The following is a 17,877-nucleotide window of genomic DNA, read 5'->3' as shown; positions in this document are numbered from 1 at the left end:
TTCATAGCTAAAAAGGGAAGCTCCGCATGTACCTTTACGGCCGGCGCAGTTGTGAAATTATTGGAGCGACGTCTGTTTTTCTTAATAGTACCATAACATGGCAAGTGTTATCTTAGCAGTGCCATGAAAGCAACGCCGCTTAAAGAAATTGCCTTATTGTTTTTGAAACTGGGCACCACCGCCTTTGGTGGCCCAGCCGCCCATATTGCAATGATGCGCCAGGAGGTAGTTGTTAAGCGCAATTGGTTAACAGAACAGCACTTTCTTGACCTTATAGGTGCAACAAACCTTATCCCGGGTCCAAACAGCACCGAAATGGCTATACATATTGGCCATGAAAAAGGCGGATGGAAAGGCTTAATAATAGCAGGATTGTGTTTTATTATGCCGGCAGTATTAATTACCGGTACCCTGGCATGGCTTTATAAAAAGTACGGCCAATTGCCGCAAATTCAACCATTTGTTTATGACATTAAGCCCGCAATAATTGCTGTTATCCTGGCCGCAATTTATCCGCTGGCAAAAAAATCGCTGCAAACATTTGAGCTGGGTGCCATTGGCATTGTTGCATTAGTGCTAAGCATATTGGGATACTCTGAAGTGCTTATTTTGTTTGGATCAGGCTTCCTGGCAATGGGGTTGTATGCTATCCGCTTAAAACATAAAGGCAAATCATTTACTTTATTGCCCCTTTTTATTATGGGTGGCGATGACTTTTTCAGCAGGATCAACATAAGTTTATTCCTGTCATTTTTAAAAATAGGTGCAATACTATATGGCAGCGGGTATGTGTTGTTTGCCTTTCTTGATTCTGAACTGGTGGCACATGGTATTATAACCCGGCAACAATTGGTCGACGCTATTGCCGTGGGACAGTTTACACCCGGGCCTGTTTTTTCCTCAGTAACATTTATAGGTTTCCAGGTTAACGGTATTAACGGGGCCATTATATCAACCATTGGCATTTTCCTGCCCTCGTTTGTATTTGTGGCGTTGCTTAATCCTCTCGTGAGCAAAATGCGGGGTTCCAAACTATTCGGTGCATTTTTAAATGCTGTTAATGTGGCATCAATAGCGCTAATAGTGGTTGTTTGTTACCAGTTGGGGAAAGACAGCATAAATAATTGGCGCAGTGTGCTTATCGCCATCGTCAGTATCTGTATACTTTTAAAATTCCCTCGAATAAATAATGCTTTCATCGTATTAAGCGGGTCAATTGCCGGCTGTCTTTTACTGCTTATTTAACCGCGATAACCATAGCCAACAAGTTGATACCTATTCATTCGCAAAAAAACCATCAACCATCAACCATGAACTATGAACTATTCTTATCTTAGCGCCTTTTAATACTACATGAACAAATTTTATGGAACCGGAGTTGCAATTATAACTCCTTTTCAAACAGACGGGCAGGTTGACTACGAGGCTTTAGGAAAGCTCATCAACCATTTAATTGACGGAGGTGTGGAATACATCGTTTCATTGGGTACAACCGGTGAAAGTGCCACCCTAAGCAGTGATGAACGAAAGCAAGTTTGGGAATTCACTTCAAAAAGTGTTAATGGCCGTGTTGGATTGATTGCAGGCCTTGGTGGTAACAATACGCACGAACTGGTTGAGCAAATAAAACAATTTGACACAACCGGTTACGATGCAATTTTGTCGGCGAGCCCGCATTATAACAAACCAACCCAGGAAGGTATTTACCAGCATTATAAAGCGATAGCGGCAGTTTCGCCGTTGCCAATAATATTATACAACGTACCCAGCCGTACCGGCAGCAACATCAGCGCCGACACAACCGTAAGGCTGGCACACGATTTTAAAAACATCATCGGTATCAAAGAAGCTTCGGGCAATTTCGACCAGCTTAACCAGATAGCGCGTGATAAGCCGGAAGACTTTTTATTAATTTCGGGCGATGACCCAATCAGCTTGCCAATGATTGCTTTAGGTGGTGTTGGCGTGATATCGGTTGTGGGCAATGCTTTACCAAGGCGAATGTCGGATATGATAAGGACCTGCCTCGCAGGAGATTTTAAATCAGCACAAAAAGGGCATTCGGATTTAATTGATTTTACCCGCCTGATGTTTATTGAAGGCAGTCCTGCCGGTGTAAAAACTGCTTTGAAGCAACTGGGTATTTGTGGTGACACCGTGCGTTTGCCACTAGTGCAGGTAAGCAGTGGAATTGCCGATAAGATTATAGCGGAGACGAAGAAACTGTCATAACTTTCTTCACTCAGTAAGATAAAATAACAAAAACGAGGCTGTGATGATGACACCCCGTTTTTATGTATAGCCTGATAATCTTAAGTTTGTAACCAAACCATTTGCAAGCTTCTATGAAACGTCTATTATTCTTCATCCTCCTATTTCCGTTTGGGTTACTGGCACAAAACCCCGTAACCAATCAGCGGGTGTACGATACCATCCCCTTTATCCCTGAACACACCACCGACAAGCTGGCCCAGTTTCAGAAGGAGCCAATAGTAACCGGCCACATTATTTTCCTGGGCAACAGTATTACTGAAATGGGTAACTGGAAAAAGGCACTAAACGATACCACCGTAGTAAACCGTGGCATTGGTGGCGACATTACCTATGGTATTTTAAGGCGGTTAAAGGACATAACCGACAGGCAGCCATCCAAACTCTTTATTTTATGCGGAATAAACGACATTGGCAAGGATATACCGGATGCGGTAATTGCTGATAACATGCTGAAGATTGTAAACCGGGTGCATGCCGCCTGCCCACAGACTAAAATCTATGTAGAAAGTGTGTTACCACTAAATCCAACTATGCCTAATTTCCCACAGCACTATGATAAAGAAGAACATGTTTTAGCCGTAAACAAACTGTATAAAGCCAATGCCGTTGCGGGTAATTACACTTTCATTGATATCTTCCCCCTGTTTTTGGATAATGATAAACGGCTCGACGCTCAATACAGCTATGAGGGGCTGCACCTTAAACCGCCTGCTTATGATATTTGGGTAGCCTTCCTTAAGAAACAAGGTTATCTTTAAGCCAATAAAAAACCCGTACCTGAGATGTGGGTACGGGTTTTAATGATAAAGTAAAGAATATGCTTCTCTATTACTTACGCTTTGTTTTTCGCATCCTGTACTTCAAGGCGAATTGCTTGCGCTAAGTTTTTAAGGTCTTGCATCCCTTTTCTAACACGAGTGCCAGCAGCGCTGTTACCCTTGTTATAAAATTTGTCAGCATCTGCTTCCAACGATGCTACCAGTTCTTTTACTTCAGTAAATTTTTTCATTTCAGTTACTCCTTTTTTAAATAATTATGAGGTTTATTGTTTTATGAAGCTAATCTAAAATGTTTTTTCTTAATTAAAAACTTTTGGTAAAGAAAAACAATGCCTTTAAAGTGGTTTTTTTCAACATTTTTAGCCTAAACAGGATATTGAAAAACTATTAAATATTCAATTTTATATATTTAATAGAAGGTTGATATTATCACAAACGACACTTAATTTTACGGTATTTTAATACATAGTTCACAATTATTGAAAACACGAAAACAATACTGCCATTTTGTGCTAAATATTTCTATTCGATTTAGCCGGAAATATTACAACTAACATTTTAGTGTGTTGTTATTACAATAATTCGGGGTGATATTTATGCACTTTAATTATTAATTCGCCGAATAAAGTATTTGCCCAGGCAAACCATTTACGCGTAAAATCTGCTGCATTATCCTTATTAAACGACTCGTGCATAAAGCCGGTTCCTGCATGCGTAGTTTTAAGCCATTTAATACATTTACCTATTTCAGCTTTGTCTGTAGATGTTAAGGCGCGCATAATAATACTCATTGGCCATATATAATTCAGCCCCACGTGTGGTCCGCCAATACCTTCAGCTGCCTTGCCCTTGAAAAAGTAAGGGTTGGCTGTGCTCAACACCATTTTACGGGTATTTTGATAAAGTGGGTCGTGTTCGGATAAGGCGTTTAAGTATGGTAAGGCCAACAGGCTTGGTACATTGCTGTCGTCCATAAACAATTGATTACCATAGCCGTCAACCTCATAAGCCAGCACCTTACCATAAACCGGATGTTGTGCGGTAGCATATTTTTGCAGGGCATGTGCAACTTCGGCTGCAAGGGCTTTGCAGTCTATTGCAGTAGCTGAGTCGTTTGTTATCTTTTGATACATCTCAGCCATTTGGTAAAGGCTTACCACGGCAAAATAGTTTGATGGCACCAGGAACGGATAAATGGTAGCATCATCACTCGGCCTGAAGATAGAGCAAATCAAACCTACAGGCTTTACCGGGTTACCATAGCCGCTTAATGGCGCGGTATCTGTTGAAACCTCGGTTTTACGCTGAAAATGGTAAGGTCCTTTATTATCTTTACGTTGTTGTTCTTTGAAGGTATTTACTATTGATTTACCTGCTTTTTGCCAGTTAGCATCAAAAAAACTACTGTCACCGCTTATTTTCCAATAGTTATAGGCCAGTCGAACGGGATAACAAAGTGAGTCGACCTCCCATTTACGTTCGTGTAACTCGGGTTTCATATCGGTGCGATCGCTGTCCCACTCGCTGCCGGTTGGGCCTGCGTTGAAGGCATTTGCATAAGGATCAATCAAAATGCAAGCAGCCTGGCGGTTAAGCACGCCTTTTATTACGTTTTTTAGTTCCGGGTCATTTTTGATCAATGGCAAATACGGCCAAACCTGTGCCGATGAATCGCGCATCCACATAGCGTCGATGTCGCCGGTAATTACAAACGTATCCGGACGGCCACCTTTCTCAGAGTAGTGCACGGTGGTATCCAGGGTATTTGGGTAACAATTTTCAAACAACCATGCCAATTCGGGGTCTTTAATAGCGGCCTTTACACTTTTTATAGTGGCCTCAACGGCTTTGCTGGTAAATTTACGATCGGCCAGCTTTGGGCGGTTACTTTCAAAAGCTGCGGCAGATGCAAACCAGGCCGGTCTTAAACCCAAGCCGATACCGGCAGTAGTAACGCCGTTAATTTTGATAAAGTTTCTTCGGGATAGCATGTTGTTTTCAATTGGTGAGCGGTAAAAATAAAAAAGCAGGGCGGATATGCGAAGGGGTTTTTAAATTAATTTAAAAAGCAAATCCATTCCCCCCACAAAGTTTAGGGTGCCAGCAATCCATTAAATATTTTATCAATATTGCCCGGGACGATTTCTATTCCATCATAAAGCTCAATAAATCTTAATCCGAAAGAAGTAAAAAAGCTAATTGCTTGCTTTAGTTCCGAAATCACTATTGCACTGTCTGAATAACCTTTATGCACGTTAATTCCAATGCAATCCATTTCAAAGCCCAGTTCTTTTGGAATAGGAAAAACTTCGACGTGAGGAAAAGTTAAAATGGAATACCTATTCAGTACTTCTTCCCAGTTTATTGAATAGTCACTTCGAGCCAGTATATTCACTATTGCCATGTTATAGTAAAAAATCAATTGAAATATGATTATTAATATTCAAGTTAGCTAATAATTCAAGTATTTCCTGTTTGAATTTACTCGCCCTTGAAACAATTATGCCTTGCCCCCGGAAGTCGAAAGATAATATAATATGAGCATTTGCAGGAACGTTTCGATGACACCAAATTGTGCGTCCGACAACATAATGAATTACATGTTTAACTTTCCCTTCTGTCGTCACGTCGAGATTAAAAATCATTGTTGCCTCGTTCTTTTCTTCATTATATGCTTCGACTGTGATAGGGTTCCAGTTAAGATTAAAGGCTGGGATTGAAGCTAAATCTTTCATAAATTATCAAGTGGATTTACCTGTGCAGATTTTTGTCTAAAATAAAAAAGCCTCTCGAATCCCGAAAGGCTTAATATCATAAAAGCGAATGACCTGTTAAGCCACCACCAATTTATTCTCTTTATAAAAACCGGCTTTCAATTTCTCAGCCATTTCGCTGTAGGCATCCAGGGTGCGCTGTACATCTTCAAGTGAATGCGCTGCAGTTGGTATCAGCCTTAACAGGATTAATCCTTTAGGTATAACCGGGTATATCACTATCGAACAAAATATGCCGTAATTCTCACGCAAATCGCGGGTTAGTGCGGTTGCTTCGGTTAGCTCGCCTTCAAGTATTACCGGGGTAACCATGGTATTGGTAACGCCCAGGTTAAAGCCGCGGTCGCGCAAGCCTTTTTGCAGGGTGTTTGATATTTCCCAAAGCTTTTCGCGCAGCTGTGGTTGCGATTTTAATAGTTCGAAACGTTTTTTCAACCCTATTACCATTGGCATCGGCAATGCTTTGGCAAATATTTGCGAGCGCATATTGTAGCGGAGGTAATCAACTATAACTTTATCAGCCGCAACAAATGCGCCTATACCAGCCATTGATTTGGCGAAGGTACCGAAGTACACATCAACCCCGTCAACACAATCCTGCTCTTCGTGAGTCCCAGCTCCGGTTTTACCCATGGTGCCAAAACCATGCGCATCGTCAACCAATATGCGGAAGTTAAATTTCTTTTTAAGGTCGATAATCTCTTTCAGCTTACCCTGCGCGCCCGACATGCCGAACACGCCTTCGGTTATCAGCAATATGCCGCCGCCGGTTTCGCCGGCAAGTTTGGTTGCGCGTTCCAGTTGTTTTTCGCAGCTCGCGATGTCGTTATGTTGGTACACATAACGCTTACCCATATGCATCCGCAAGCCATCAATTATACAGGCGTGCGATTCGGCATCATAAACAATAACATCGTTGCGGTCAACCAGTGTATCAATAATTGATACCATTCCCTGGTAGCCATAGTTTAATAAATAGGCATCTTCTTTACCAACAAACTCACCAAGGCTTTGCTCCAGTTCTTCGTGATGGATAGAGTTACCCGACATCATCCTGGCACCCATTGGGTAAGCCATACCATAGTCGGCTGCTGCTTGTGCATCTGCTGCTCTTACTTCCGGGTGATTAGCCAGGCCCAGGTAGTTGTTCAGGCTCCAAACCAAATGCTCTTTGCCATTAAACATCATATGTGGCCCAATTTCGCCTTCCAGCTTTGGATATGAGAAATATCCATGCGACCATTTTTGGTGTTGCCCCAGCGGGCCGCCCATGTTTTTCGATATTTTGTTAAATATATCCAAACTGCTATTTTTTATTGTGTATTAAAGATACAAATATAGCCGTTAAAACGCGCAGAAACAATCATTATTACTTTTTATAATAGGCTATAATGAAGAGTTCATAGTTGATGGTTCATAGTTCATGGCCGTTTATTGTATTAAATGAAAATTTGTTACATCAAATGAAAAGAGGCGCCATAAAAAGCGCCTCTTCAATTTTTCACTATGAACCATCAACTATGAACTAATCCACATTATCATGCAGAAACGAGTTGTTGTTCCTTATCTCGGTGTTGCCTTCATTGTCTGGCAATAACGAGAAACGTGATACATGGCTTTCGTCGGATGCAGGGGTTTGCTGCAGCGCAATTTCCTTGCGTTTGTAAGCAGGTACGCTTTCCAGTTCCTGGATGTTACCGCTACGTAATTTCATGCTCAAATCCTTAAGCCGCATAATACGCTCACGCGATTTGCGCAATTGCTCTTCAATCGACTCATTAGTTTTATTATCGTCGGCACCAACCACAATTTCCGGTTCCTTTACTAGCTCAGGCTCAGGCAGTCTTTCTTCTTTTGGCTGCATGAATGTTGTAACCGGTTCGGAAATTTTGAAAGTCATTTCAGGCACGTCAGATGGCTCTGCTTCAGCAACAGGCTCTTCCTCAGCCGAAAGGTCATATTTTATAACAGCAGGTTCTTCAACGCGTGGCGCAAATAAATCAAACAAGCCGGTTTGCTTAGGCTCTTCCTTGGCCGATTTCATGTATGGCTCTGTAACTGCATCAGGCTTAACCACTGTTATAAATTCATTTACAACTTTAGTTTTCGGCTCAACTTCGGGCACCAGCATTGATACGATCTTCTTGCTGCTTTGCTCTTTTTCGCGCTCATCCTTAGTTTGGAAACCGGTGGCTATAATAGTTACCGATATTTTCTCGCCCAGGTTTTCATCAATACAGTTACCCCAAATCAGGTCGGCAGCCAAACCAGCTTCTTCCTGTATGTAGTCAGTAATTACGCTTACCTCATCCATTGTAACTTCTTTACTTCCGGAGCTGATGTTAAGCAGGATATAACGTGCGCCTTCAATCTCGTTATCTTTCAGCAACGGCGATGATAAAGCACCTTCAACAGCTTTCAAGGCACGATTTTCGCCTTCGGCAGCCGAACTACCCATTATACAAACACCGCTTTCTTTCATTACGGTGCGTACATCTTTAAAGTCGACGTTTATATAGCCCGGTAGTGTGATTATTTCTGCAATGCCTTTTGCGGCAGTGGTCAAAATATTATCAGCCTGTGCAAATGCCGAACCTAATGTCAGGTTGCCGAATATCTGGCGCAGCCTGTCGTTACTGATTACCAGGAACGAGTCGACGTGCTTTTTAAGTTCCTCCATACCGGCATCGGCCTGTAACTTACGGCGCTTGCCTTCAAATGCAAACGGTGTAGTTATAATGCCAACGGTAAGTATATCCAGCTCGCGGGCAGCTTTGGCAATAATCGGGCTTGCGCCGGTGCCTGTGCCGCCACCCATACCAGCAGTAATAAACAGCATTTTGGTATTTGAGCCCAACATTTGTTTTATATCGTCAATATTCTCGATAGCCGAGTTTTTACCAACTTCAGGTATTGACCCTGCTCCCATCCCCTCGGTAAGGCTTGCACCCAGTTGTACCTTGTTAGGTATCGGGCTAAGCTCAAGCGCCTGGGCATCGGTGTTGCAAATAATAAAGTCGACACCCGTGATGCCTTGCCTGTACATGTGGTTTACCGCGTTACCACCACCGCCGCCAACACCAATTACTTTTATGATGGACGACTTTTCTTTTAACATCTCAAACTGCATAATCCTTATAATGAGTTATATGTGATTGACGAATAAACAGATTTCTCTATCGTAATATTAGCACTTTTTAAACAACACTTATCCACAATTGTCAATATGTGGAAAGAACGAACCAATGTGGAAAGTTTACTTTAAAAAATCCTCATCGTTTATATCATCCTTGATAAAACGCTTGCCGCTTTCCAATAATTTTCCTAGTAAACCAAATTTTCTATCCTCGGTGTAGCGTGGTTTTGCCACCTTTACTTCCTCGGTTGCCGGTACAAAATCATTGTATTCCATTTTTTGTATACCCTTTATTAACAGCCCGATACCTGTAGCAAAAGTTGGGCTTTGCAGCTCCTCGTAAACATTTTTAGGCAGCATTTCATTTTTTGCCAAGTGCTCGTTAGGATAGCCTACACGGCAATCCAAACCGGTAACATATTCAACCAATTGCGACAAATGTTTCAATTGTGCGCCACCGCCTGTTATTACTATGCCTGCTATCAGTTTCTTTTCGTAGCCCGATGATTTTATTTCGTAGTACACGTGCTCCACAATCTCTTCCATGCGGGCTTGTATTACAAAAGCAAGGTTTTTTACGGATATTTCCTTTGGTTCGCGGCCACGTAATCCGGGCACGCAAACTATCTCGTTCTCCTTATTCTCATCAGCCAGCGCCGAACCAAAACGCACTTTTAACTGCTCGGCTATGTTGCGCATTACCGAGCAACCTTCGCGTATATCTTCGGTTACACTATTACCTCCAAACGGGATAACGGCAGTGTGGCGTATAATTCCCTCGTGAAAAATGGCCACGTCTGTTGTTCCACCACCTATATCAACCAAAACTACACCCGCTTCTTTTTCCTCGTCGCTCAATACCGATTCAGACGATGCCAGTGGCTCCAGTATAAGTTCTTCGCTTTGTAAACCGCCTTTATTAACACACTTCACAATGTTTTTTATAGCAGTAACCTGGCCTGATATGATGTGAAAGTTGGCTTCCAATCTCACTCCTGCCATACCAATAGGGTCTTTTATACCCGGCTCATTATCAACAGTAAACTCCTGTGGCAACACATGGATAATCTCCTCGCCCGGAGGCATTACCAGGTTATACATGTCTTCAACCAGTTTATCGATATCCTTGCGCGATATCTCGTTCGACATATCACGACGGGTTATTAAACCGCGGTGTTGCAAGCTTTTTATATGCTGACCGGCAATACCAACGTTTACTACTTTAATTTCAACGTTTGATTGTGTGCCCGCAATGTCAACAGCCTGCACAATGCCTTGTACTGTTTTATCTATGTTCGAAACCATCCCGCGTGTTACCCCGGCCGACTCGGCCTTGCCGATCCCCAACACCTCGATTTTCCCGTTCTTGCTTCTACGTCCAACAATGGCACAGATTTTTGTAGTACCTATGTCCAATCCCACTACAATTGGTGAGGTTTTTTCCTGAGTTGAAGTTTTGTCCATATTAATTCAATTTTATAGATGTATCCCTGATTGTTTTTGTTGAATCGTTACCCCCCGGTTTTGCATTCAACGAATCTGTTTTTAAAATTCCGTTCCGTATACCAACCACCTGGTTGGCATATTTTATGTTTATAACTTTATAAGCCTCCCAACCAACTAACGGCAGCGCTTTTTTGTAAAACACCAGCAGGTTATGAAATTTGCTTTCCAGCGAATCGGCAGTACCGAGTAAAATGCGGTTGTTGCCAACGCGGGGTATCAGTTCAATTTCGTGGTCTTTGTTCACATAAAGCTGTGCTATCTGCGCATCCCAAAGCGAATCGCGCCTGATAAAATCAGCTGTTTTAAACAATTGCATTGCCATTGGCGAATGAAGGCTATCCACATGATTGGCAAAAGCTTCATCGATAAAGCCATTTGCTACCAATACCCTCGCCGTAAAATTTCCCGACAACGGGATTTTTAAGCCATGCTGATCGACATAAAAATCCTGGTCGAACCTGTTCATCATCCTTAAAATTGGCTGCCGCTGGCTTATTTCTACACTTATAACGCCATCCATGTCTGTATAAACCTTTGCAAATTCTATAAATGGATTAGCGCGCAGTTTATTTTCTAATTCATGAATGTTAATACTCGCCATCCGGCGACCAACCAACGCACGGCTGTTTACCTGTATAATATTGTCAACCTCTTCCCTGTCGATAAAGTACTGGTTGCCCGGAATGTATATTTTCACGTCCTTGCAAACCACTTCGTTTTTCTTGCCCTCAATAAAACTCATCAGCACCACCAGTCCGCCAAAGCATATTAACCATGCAAGGCTTATCAGTAATGGTTTCCAGATTCGTTTTTTAAACATTTTGCAAAACTTGTTTTAATGGTTGCACCAATGTATCTATATCGCCGGCCCCAACTGTTAGTAACAGTTCAGGCTTTTCGACTTTAATTTCGTTCACTACGGTTTGCTTGCTGCTCAAACGCTTGTTGCCAAGCTTCATCCGTTGCAATATCATTTCAGCATTTACACCTTCAATTGGCAGTTCGCGTGCCGGGTATATGTCCAGCATTATCAATTGGTCCGAAAGATCGAGCGCTTCGGCAAAGCCGTCGGCAAAATCGCGGGTACGGGTAAACAAATGCGGCTGAAAAATGGTGGTGAGCTTTTTGTTTGGATATAGCTTTTTAACCGATTTTATTGCCGCCTTTAATTCTTCGGGATGATGTGCATAATCATCAATAAAAATTTGATTTTCATTTTTGATAATATACTCAAATCTGCGATGCACCCCCCTGAACGAGCCTAAGGCATTTTTTATAGCATCGGCATCAACCTTCAGAATCAAACAGGCCTCGATAGCTGCAACCGCGTTTTCAATATTGTGTGTGCCCGCAATACCCATCCTGATGTTGGTAATGCTGGTGTTGCTGTTTTTAAAATCGAAATAGAAGTCGCCGTTTTCTATTTTTATGTTTGATGCTGTTGCGTCAGCCTCACCTTCAACCGTGTATGTAAAACCTGTCTCAAGTGGTAACCCTTTTTTGTGTATCAATGTACCGCCAGGCTTTATTTGCGATGCAAACAACTTAAACGAATCGGTTAAATGCGAGTGGTCGCCATAAATATCCAAATGGTCAGCATCCATCGACGTGATTATGGCAACATCAGGGTGCAACGTTAAAAACGAACGGTCGTACTCGTCGGCCTCAACCACCACTACATTGTTTTTGCCATAGAGCACATTGCTGTTATAGTTTGATGACAGGCCGCCAAGGAATGCCGAACAATCATTACCCGAATCCTTTAAAATATGCGCCACCATGGTTGAGGTGGTGGTTTTACCATGTGTACCTGCAACGGCCACGGTAAACATACCCTGGCTAATAATCCCCAATACCTGTGAACGTTTATACAGCCCAAAATCGTTGTCCTTAAAAAAGTTCAGGATGGCCGAATCTTTCGGGATTGCAGGCGTGTATATAATAAGCGTGCTGGCATCCGGTGTTTGAAAGCTGTACGGAATCCAATCAATACGGTCGTCAAAAATTACCTGTATGCCTTCGTTGTGTAAATCGGTGGTTAAATCGGTGGATGTTTTGTCGTACCCGCAAACAACACAGCCCAGGTGATGAAAATACCGGGCCAGGCCGCTCATCCCGATACCGCCAATTCCCACTAAATAAACCCGTTTTATATTGCTTAATTCCATATTGTCAAGTCTTGAGTCTTGAGCCTAAAGTCTTTAGTCGTTCATCAAAAGCTCGGTGCTTTTGACTTTGGACTCGGGACTTAAGACCACCGACTTATTTTAAAAACTTCCTTCGCTATCACCTCATCTGCATTTGGCATGGCCATTTTGGCGATGTTGGTGCTTAGCTTTTTTTGTAAATCCTTATCGTTTAAAAGCTCGATGGCTTTGTCTACTAATTTCTCTTCGGCATCCCTGTCGGGGATAAATACTGCCGCGTGTTCCTGCACCAGGGCCAATGCGTTTTTTGCCTGGTGGTCTTCAGCCACGTTTGGCGAAGGCACCAGTATTACCGGCTTTTTTACCATGTACAGCTCGGCGATGGTGCCGGCGCCCGCCCTCGATATAATTACATCGGCAGCGGCATAGGCCAAATCCATCCTATTTAAAAACTCCAGTACTTTTATATTGGGGTTAATGCTCTCACCCAGTTTTTCAATAATTCCTTTATAGTAAAACTTGCCGGTTTGCCATATCACCTGCACATCAGCGGCTATCAGCTTATCAAGCCCGGCCATTATGCTTTTATTTAAAGTACCCGCTCCAAGGCTGCCCCCTGTTACCAGGATAGTTTTTTTAAACGCCGACAGCTTAAAAAGCTCCAGCGCCTGCATTTGTTTGCCGGCTATATTTACCGAATCTTTTCGGATCGGGTTGCCTGTTTTTATAATCCTGTCGGCCGGGAAAAACTTCTCCATGCCGTCAAAAGCAACGCATATCTTTTTGGCATGCTTGCCCAGCCATTTATTGGTGATGCCTGCGTACGAGTTTTGTTCCTGTATTAAATAAGGAATTTTCCGCACCGATGCCGCATACAATAATGGCCCCGAAGCATAGCCGCCCACACCCACAACCGCATCCGGTTTAAAATCTTTTATAATATCAACCGAACGCCTTACACTCAGCATCAGCTTTACCGGGAACATTATATTTTTCCAGATAGATTTACGCTGAATGCCTTGTATCTCTAACCCAATAATTTTATAACCGGCAGCAGGCACCTTTTCCATCTCCATACGGCCTGCAGCGCCTACAAACAATATTTCAGTAGCCGGGTCAATGGCCTTCAAAGCATTGGCAATAGCAATAGCCGGGAAAATATGCCCTCCTGTGCCGCCACCGCTAATTATAATGCGTGGCCCCCCAGCCCCCTGAAGGGGGAGTTTTTGATTGGGTTTGCCTTTGCTCTCTACCATTTCGTTACTTTTTTCTATCTTTTTTAATTCCCCCTTCAGGGGTTAGGGAGCTTACGCTATGCTAATCTCCCCCACCACAACCTTTTTCGGTTCGTCAATATCCCTGCTTACCGATAATATAATACCAAACGCTAAACTTGTAAATAATATGCTGGTACCACCCATACTTACAAATGGCAGCGGGATACCAGTTACCGGGCCAAGCCCTACCGCTACAGCCATATTTGCAAATGCCTGTATGGTTAAGCTAAAGCTTAAACCAGCCGCGAGCAGTGTACCAAACGCTTTTGGTGCCCGGGTTGCAATTCTTATACACCTGAACAACAAAAACAGGTAAATACCTATCAGTACTATACCGCCAACAAGCCCGTATTCTTCAACTATAATGGCATAAATCTCATCCGAATATGCTTCGGGCAAACTGTTTATCTCCTCACTTTTACCAACGCCTTTACCAAATAGCCCACCGGTGGCTATAGCTATTTTTGCGTGGTTAGCTTGTTGTGATTTATCTTTGTCGGCCTTTTCAGGATGCATATAGGTTTCAATACGGGTAATGTACATGTGCCTGCGTGGACCTAAAAACACTATCCCGCACAACACAATAGCACCGCCTAAACACACCACCGCAATTTGTTTAACACTTATGCGCCCCATTATCAGCAACAATATGCTAACCCCAAAAAGCATCAGCGCGGTTGAAAGGTTTGCCCATGCAATCAGCGCAAATACCAGGCATACTGCCCCCATTATAGGAATGAAAGATTCCTTTACATCCTTTATATTTTCCTGTTTTATTGATAATGTCCGCGCCAGGTAGGTTATCAATGCCAGTTTCGCCAAATCTGATGTCTGGAAGCTTAAACCCGTACCCGGTATCGGAATCCACCTGCTGGCCTCGTTAACATGGTGACCAGAAAGTAGTGTATACAACAGCAGAGGTATGGTTATAATCATCAACAATTTTGATATACCCCGGTAATAGCGGTAATCAATTTTATGGGCAATGTACATCAGCGCCAACCCTGCAACCAACATAGCCAGGTGCTTAATTAAAATCGACTCTGTCCCCACCCCTTTTTTATAAGCAAGCGACCCGATGGCGCTGTAAACAGCCAGCAACGAAATAACCGACAACAATATGACGATAAGCCATATCCAGCGGTCTCCTTTTGTATTACTGAGTATTCTATGCATATGCCCCCAACCCCTAAAGGGGCGTTTTTTTGTTAATATTTATTAATTTCTATTCTCTATAGTCCCGCTCGTTCTCCCTTTAGGGGGCCAGGGGGTCGCTTCTATAACTCTTTCACCGCTTGTTTAAACTGCCGCCCCCTGTCTTCATAATTTTTGAATAAATCAAAACTGGCACATGCCGGCGATAATAGCACCGTATCGCCTTTTGTAGCGAGGTGGTATGATACCGTTGCCGCCTCCTGGGCCGAGTGGGTATTCACAATCACCTCAACTATATCTTCAAAAGCATCGTGGATGCGCTTATTGTCTTTACCCAGGCACACTATAGCTTTCACCTTTTGCTTCACCAGGCTGCGGAGCATAGTATAGTCGTTACCTTTGTCGACACCACCCAAAATCAGTATTACGTCACTGGTCATACTTTCCAGGGCATACCATGTTGAATTCACATTGGTAGCCTTTGAATCGTTGATAAAGCTGATGCCGGATATTACCGCAACCGATTCCATCCGGTGCTCAATGGGCTTAATGCTGCTCATACTCTCGCGCAACACGGGATTGCGTATTTCGAGGTATTTAGCTGCAACGCCCGATGCCATTGAGTTGTAAAGGTTGTGCTTGCCCTGTAATGCTAAATCGTGAATTGACATTGTAAAATGTTCTTGGTGAGTGTTAATGACAATATTGTCCTGGTCTAAAAAAGCGCCCTGTTCAACTGTTTTTTCAATTGAAAAAGGGAATAATTGTGCTGCAAAGCTTCGCCCGGCCATTCCTTTAATGGTTTCGGGGTCATCGGCGCAATAGATGAAAACGTCGTCGGCTGTTTGGTTTTGAGAGATGCGAAACTTCGACGCCGCGTAGTTCTCCATTTTATATTCGTACCGGTCTAAATGATCGGGTGTTATATTAAGTAGCATGGCTATGTTAACCCTTAATTTGTACATATCATCCAACATAAAACTGCTCAACTCAAGCACGTATATGTCGAATTTTTCCGTAGCTACCTGGTAAGCAAAGCTTTGCCCTATGTTACCGGCCAGCCCTACGTTTAAACCTGCATGTTTCAGAATTTCGTAGGTTAGCGTAGTAGTGGTGGTTTTACCGTTTGAGCCCGTAATACCTATAATTTTGGCATCGGTATACCTGCCCGCGAATTCAATTTCGGAAATAACCGGAGTGCCTTGTGCCCTCAGTTTTTTAATTATCGGTGCCTTTTCGGGTATGCCCGGGCTTTTAACAACTTCAATCGCATTTAATATCTCAGCTTCAGTATGTTGGTTTTCTTCAAAGCGGATATTCCAATCCTGCAGTTGCTTTTTGTAGTTATCAGCGATGGCCCCAAAATCAGATACAAAAACATCATAACCCTGCTGTTGTGCCAGGTATGCCGCTCCCACGCCGCTTTCGCCGGCCCCGAGAATGGCAATTAGCCCCCCAGCCCCCGCCAGCTGGTGGGGGAGTTTTTGATTGGGTTGATTTTTGTTCTCGGTCGTCATTTTTTAATAATTCTATTTTTTTCTGTTCTGTTCCCCTTCAGGGGGTTAGGGGGCCTCTGCTTCTATCTCAGCTTCAATGTTATAATCGTCACTATCGCCAGCAGGATACCTATAATCCAAAACCGGGTTACGATTTTTGCTTCATGGAAACCCTTTTTTTGATAATGGTGGTGCAGGGGCGACATTAAAAACACCCTGCGGCCTTCGCCAAATCTTAACCGCGTATATTTAAACCAGCCTACCTGGATAATTACCGAGAAGTTTTCTATCACAAAAATCCCGCACAGTAATGGCACTAAAAGTTCCTTACGTATCATAATGGCGAATACTGCTATTATCCCACCTATGGCAAGGCTGCCGGTGTCACCCATAAATACTTGCGCAGGATACGAGTTATACCATAAAAAGCCCACACAAGCTCCCACAAAAGCACCTGCAAAAATTACCAGCTCGCTCGAATTGGGGATGTACATTATATTAAGGTATTCGGCTATAATCGTGTTACTTGATACGTAAGCCAATATGGCCAGCGTAATGCCGATAATAGCGGACGTGCCTGTTGCCAACCCATCGATGCCGTCAGTAATATTTGCCCCGTTTGATATGAAGGTGATAATGATGATTACGCAAAACATAAACACCAGCAACGAATAATGGTCAGAATCGGCGCCGATGAACTTTAACACCTTGCCATAATCAAATTCGTTGTTTTTATAAAATGGCATGGTTGTTTTTGTCGAACGGATATCCTGGGTGTAAACCGGTTTGTTGTTACGCATGTGGAACTCAACCGGAGCATCAATTTTTACCGGTGGTTTCACTTCCTGGCGTATCACTATATCCGAATTGGAATACATGGTAAAGCCAATAAACAGTGCTAAACCTACCTGGCCTATTATCTTAAACCTGCCTGCAAGGCCCTCCTTGTTCTTCTTAAATACTTTAATATAGTCATCCAAAAAGCCTATTGCGCCCAGCCATACGGTGGTAACCAACATCATGACAACGTAGATATTACCAAGTTTAGCAAACAGCAGCGTTGGTACCAGTATGCCTAAAATAATGATAAGCCCGCCCATTGTGGGGGTACCTGCTTTTTGCATCTGCCCTTCTAAACCAAGGTTTCGAACTGTTTCCCCAACCTGTTTAAAACGCAAATAATCAATCAGCCTGCGCCCGAACACCGTTGTAACTATCAGCGATGTAATTACAGCCATTGCCATTCGGAACGTGATGTATTGAAACACCCCCGTACCAGGAATTGTGTAATTTTTGTTTAGCCAGGTGAAGAAATAGTAAAGCATTTATTCAG

At 43.0% G+C, this 17,877-nt stretch carries 16 protein-coding genes; 3 read left to right on the top strand and 13 right to left on the bottom strand.

What is annotated here, in order from left to right; genetic code table 11:
* The first annotated feature begins 123 nt into the window (after nucleotides 1-123).
* The 3 genes from chrA (at nucleotide 124) to NAF19_RS24775 (ending at nucleotide 3,032) form a co-directional block, all read left to right on the top strand.
* Complete coding sequence (gene chrA, locus NAF19_RS24785) at nucleotides 124-1,245, top strand: chromate efflux transporter (protein WP_252793050.1); 1,122 nt, start codon at nucleotides 124-126, stop codon at nucleotides 1,243-1,245.
* A gap of 108 nt (nucleotides 1,246-1,353) precedes the next feature.
* Entirely contained in the window at nucleotides 1,354-2,232 is an 879-nt protein-coding gene (dapA, locus tag NAF19_RS24780; RefSeq protein WP_252793049.1) for a 4-hydroxy-tetrahydrodipicolinate synthase, read from the top strand.
* 113 nt (nucleotides 2,233-2,345) lie between these two features.
* Nucleotides 2,346-3,032 (top strand): GDSL-type esterase/lipase family protein, encoded by a 687-nt coding sequence (locus NAF19_RS24775; RefSeq protein WP_252793048.1) that lies wholly within the window; start codon nucleotides 2,346-2,348, stop codon nucleotides 3,030-3,032.
* Between the two features lie 74 nt (nucleotides 3,033-3,106).
* On the opposite strand, the gene NAF19_RS24770 is transcribed toward NAF19_RS24775, so the two are convergent.
* From NAF19_RS24770 to mraY, 13 genes are all read right to left on the bottom strand, one after another.
* Complete coding sequence (locus NAF19_RS24770) at nucleotides 3,107-3,283, bottom strand: BF3379 family histone-like protein (RefSeq protein WP_252793047.1); 177 nt, start codon at nucleotides 3,281-3,283, stop codon at nucleotides 3,107-3,109.
* 342 nt (nucleotides 3,284-3,625) lie between these two features.
* The gene (locus NAF19_RS24765; RefSeq protein WP_252793046.1) at nucleotides 3,626-5,044 is read right to left on the bottom strand and encodes a glycoside hydrolase family 125 protein; all 1,419 of its coding nucleotides are present in this window, start codon (nucleotides 5,042-5,044) and stop codon (nucleotides 3,626-3,628) included.
* Nucleotides 5,045-5,145: 101 nt separating this feature from the next.
* Nucleotides 5,146-5,457, bottom strand: a complete 312-nt coding sequence (locus tag NAF19_RS24760) for a hypothetical protein (RefSeq protein WP_252793045.1) — start codon at nucleotides 5,455-5,457, stop codon at nucleotides 5,146-5,148.
* A 1-nt stretch (nucleotide 5,458) separates the two neighbouring features.
* Nucleotides 5,459-5,788 carry a hypothetical protein gene (locus NAF19_RS24755; protein WP_252793044.1) on the bottom strand — a complete coding sequence of 110 codons (330 nt, stop codon included), beginning with the start codon at nucleotides 5,786-5,788 and terminating at the stop codon, nucleotides 5,459-5,461.
* A 96-nt stretch (nucleotides 5,789-5,884) separates the two neighbouring features.
* Complete coding sequence (locus NAF19_RS24750; protein ID WP_252793043.1) at nucleotides 5,885-7,129, bottom strand: aminotransferase class I/II-fold pyridoxal phosphate-dependent enzyme; 1,245 nt, start codon at nucleotides 7,127-7,129, stop codon at nucleotides 5,885-5,887.
* A 223-nt stretch (nucleotides 7,130-7,352) separates the two neighbouring features.
* Nucleotides 7,353-8,957, bottom strand: a complete 1,605-nt coding sequence (gene ftsZ / locus NAF19_RS24745) for a cell division protein FtsZ (RefSeq protein ID WP_252793042.1) — start codon at nucleotides 8,955-8,957, stop codon at nucleotides 7,353-7,355.
* Nucleotides 8,958-9,083: 126 nt separating this feature from the next.
* Nucleotides 9,084-10,427 (bottom strand): cell division protein FtsA, encoded by a 1,344-nt coding sequence (gene ftsA / locus NAF19_RS24740; protein ID WP_252793041.1) that lies wholly within the window; start codon nucleotides 10,425-10,427, stop codon nucleotides 9,084-9,086.
* A 1-nt stretch (nucleotide 10,428) separates the two neighbouring features.
* The gene (locus tag NAF19_RS24735; RefSeq protein WP_252793040.1) at nucleotides 10,429-11,289 is read right to left on the bottom strand and encodes a cell division protein FtsQ/DivIB; all 861 of its coding nucleotides are present in this window, start codon (nucleotides 11,287-11,289) and stop codon (nucleotides 10,429-10,431) included.
* A complete protein-coding gene (gene murC / locus NAF19_RS24730) occupies nucleotides 11,282-12,637 on the bottom strand; it encodes a UDP-N-acetylmuramate--L-alanine ligase (RefSeq protein ID WP_252793039.1) in 1,356 nt (451 codons plus the stop codon). Before murC ends, NAF19_RS24735 begins: the two co-directional genes overlap by 8 nt.
* Before the next feature lie 80 nt (nucleotides 12,638-12,717).
* Nucleotides 12,718-13,872 (bottom strand): undecaprenyldiphospho-muramoylpentapeptide beta-N-acetylglucosaminyltransferase, encoded by a 1,155-nt coding sequence (gene murG, locus NAF19_RS24725; protein ID WP_252793038.1) that lies wholly within the window; start codon nucleotides 13,870-13,872, stop codon nucleotides 12,718-12,720.
* A gap of 51 nt (nucleotides 13,873-13,923) precedes the next feature.
* Nucleotides 13,924-15,069: an FtsW/RodA/SpoVE family cell cycle protein gene (locus tag NAF19_RS24720; protein WP_252793037.1), complete on the bottom strand. Its 1,146-nt coding sequence runs from the start codon at nucleotides 15,067-15,069 to the stop codon at nucleotides 13,924-13,926.
* 101 nt (nucleotides 15,070-15,170) lie between these two features.
* Nucleotides 15,171-16,565, bottom strand: a complete 1,395-nt coding sequence (gene murD / locus NAF19_RS24715) for a UDP-N-acetylmuramoyl-L-alanine--D-glutamate ligase (protein WP_252793036.1) — start codon at nucleotides 16,563-16,565, stop codon at nucleotides 15,171-15,173.
* A 62-nt stretch (nucleotides 16,566-16,627) separates the two neighbouring features.
* Nucleotides 16,628-17,869, bottom strand: a complete 1,242-nt coding sequence (mraY, locus tag NAF19_RS24710) for a phospho-N-acetylmuramoyl-pentapeptide-transferase (protein WP_252793035.1) — start codon at nucleotides 17,867-17,869, stop codon at nucleotides 16,628-16,630.
* Nucleotides 17,870-17,877 lie beyond the last annotated feature (8 nt).

The organism is Mucilaginibacter flavidus (genome assembly GCF_024055575.1).
Lineage (GTDB): Bacteria > Bacteroidota > Bacteroidia > Sphingobacteriales > Sphingobacteriaceae > Mucilaginibacter > Mucilaginibacter flavidus.
Note: the sequence above shows the minus strand (reverse complement) of the source record. Positions and strands in the feature narration are given on the sequence as shown.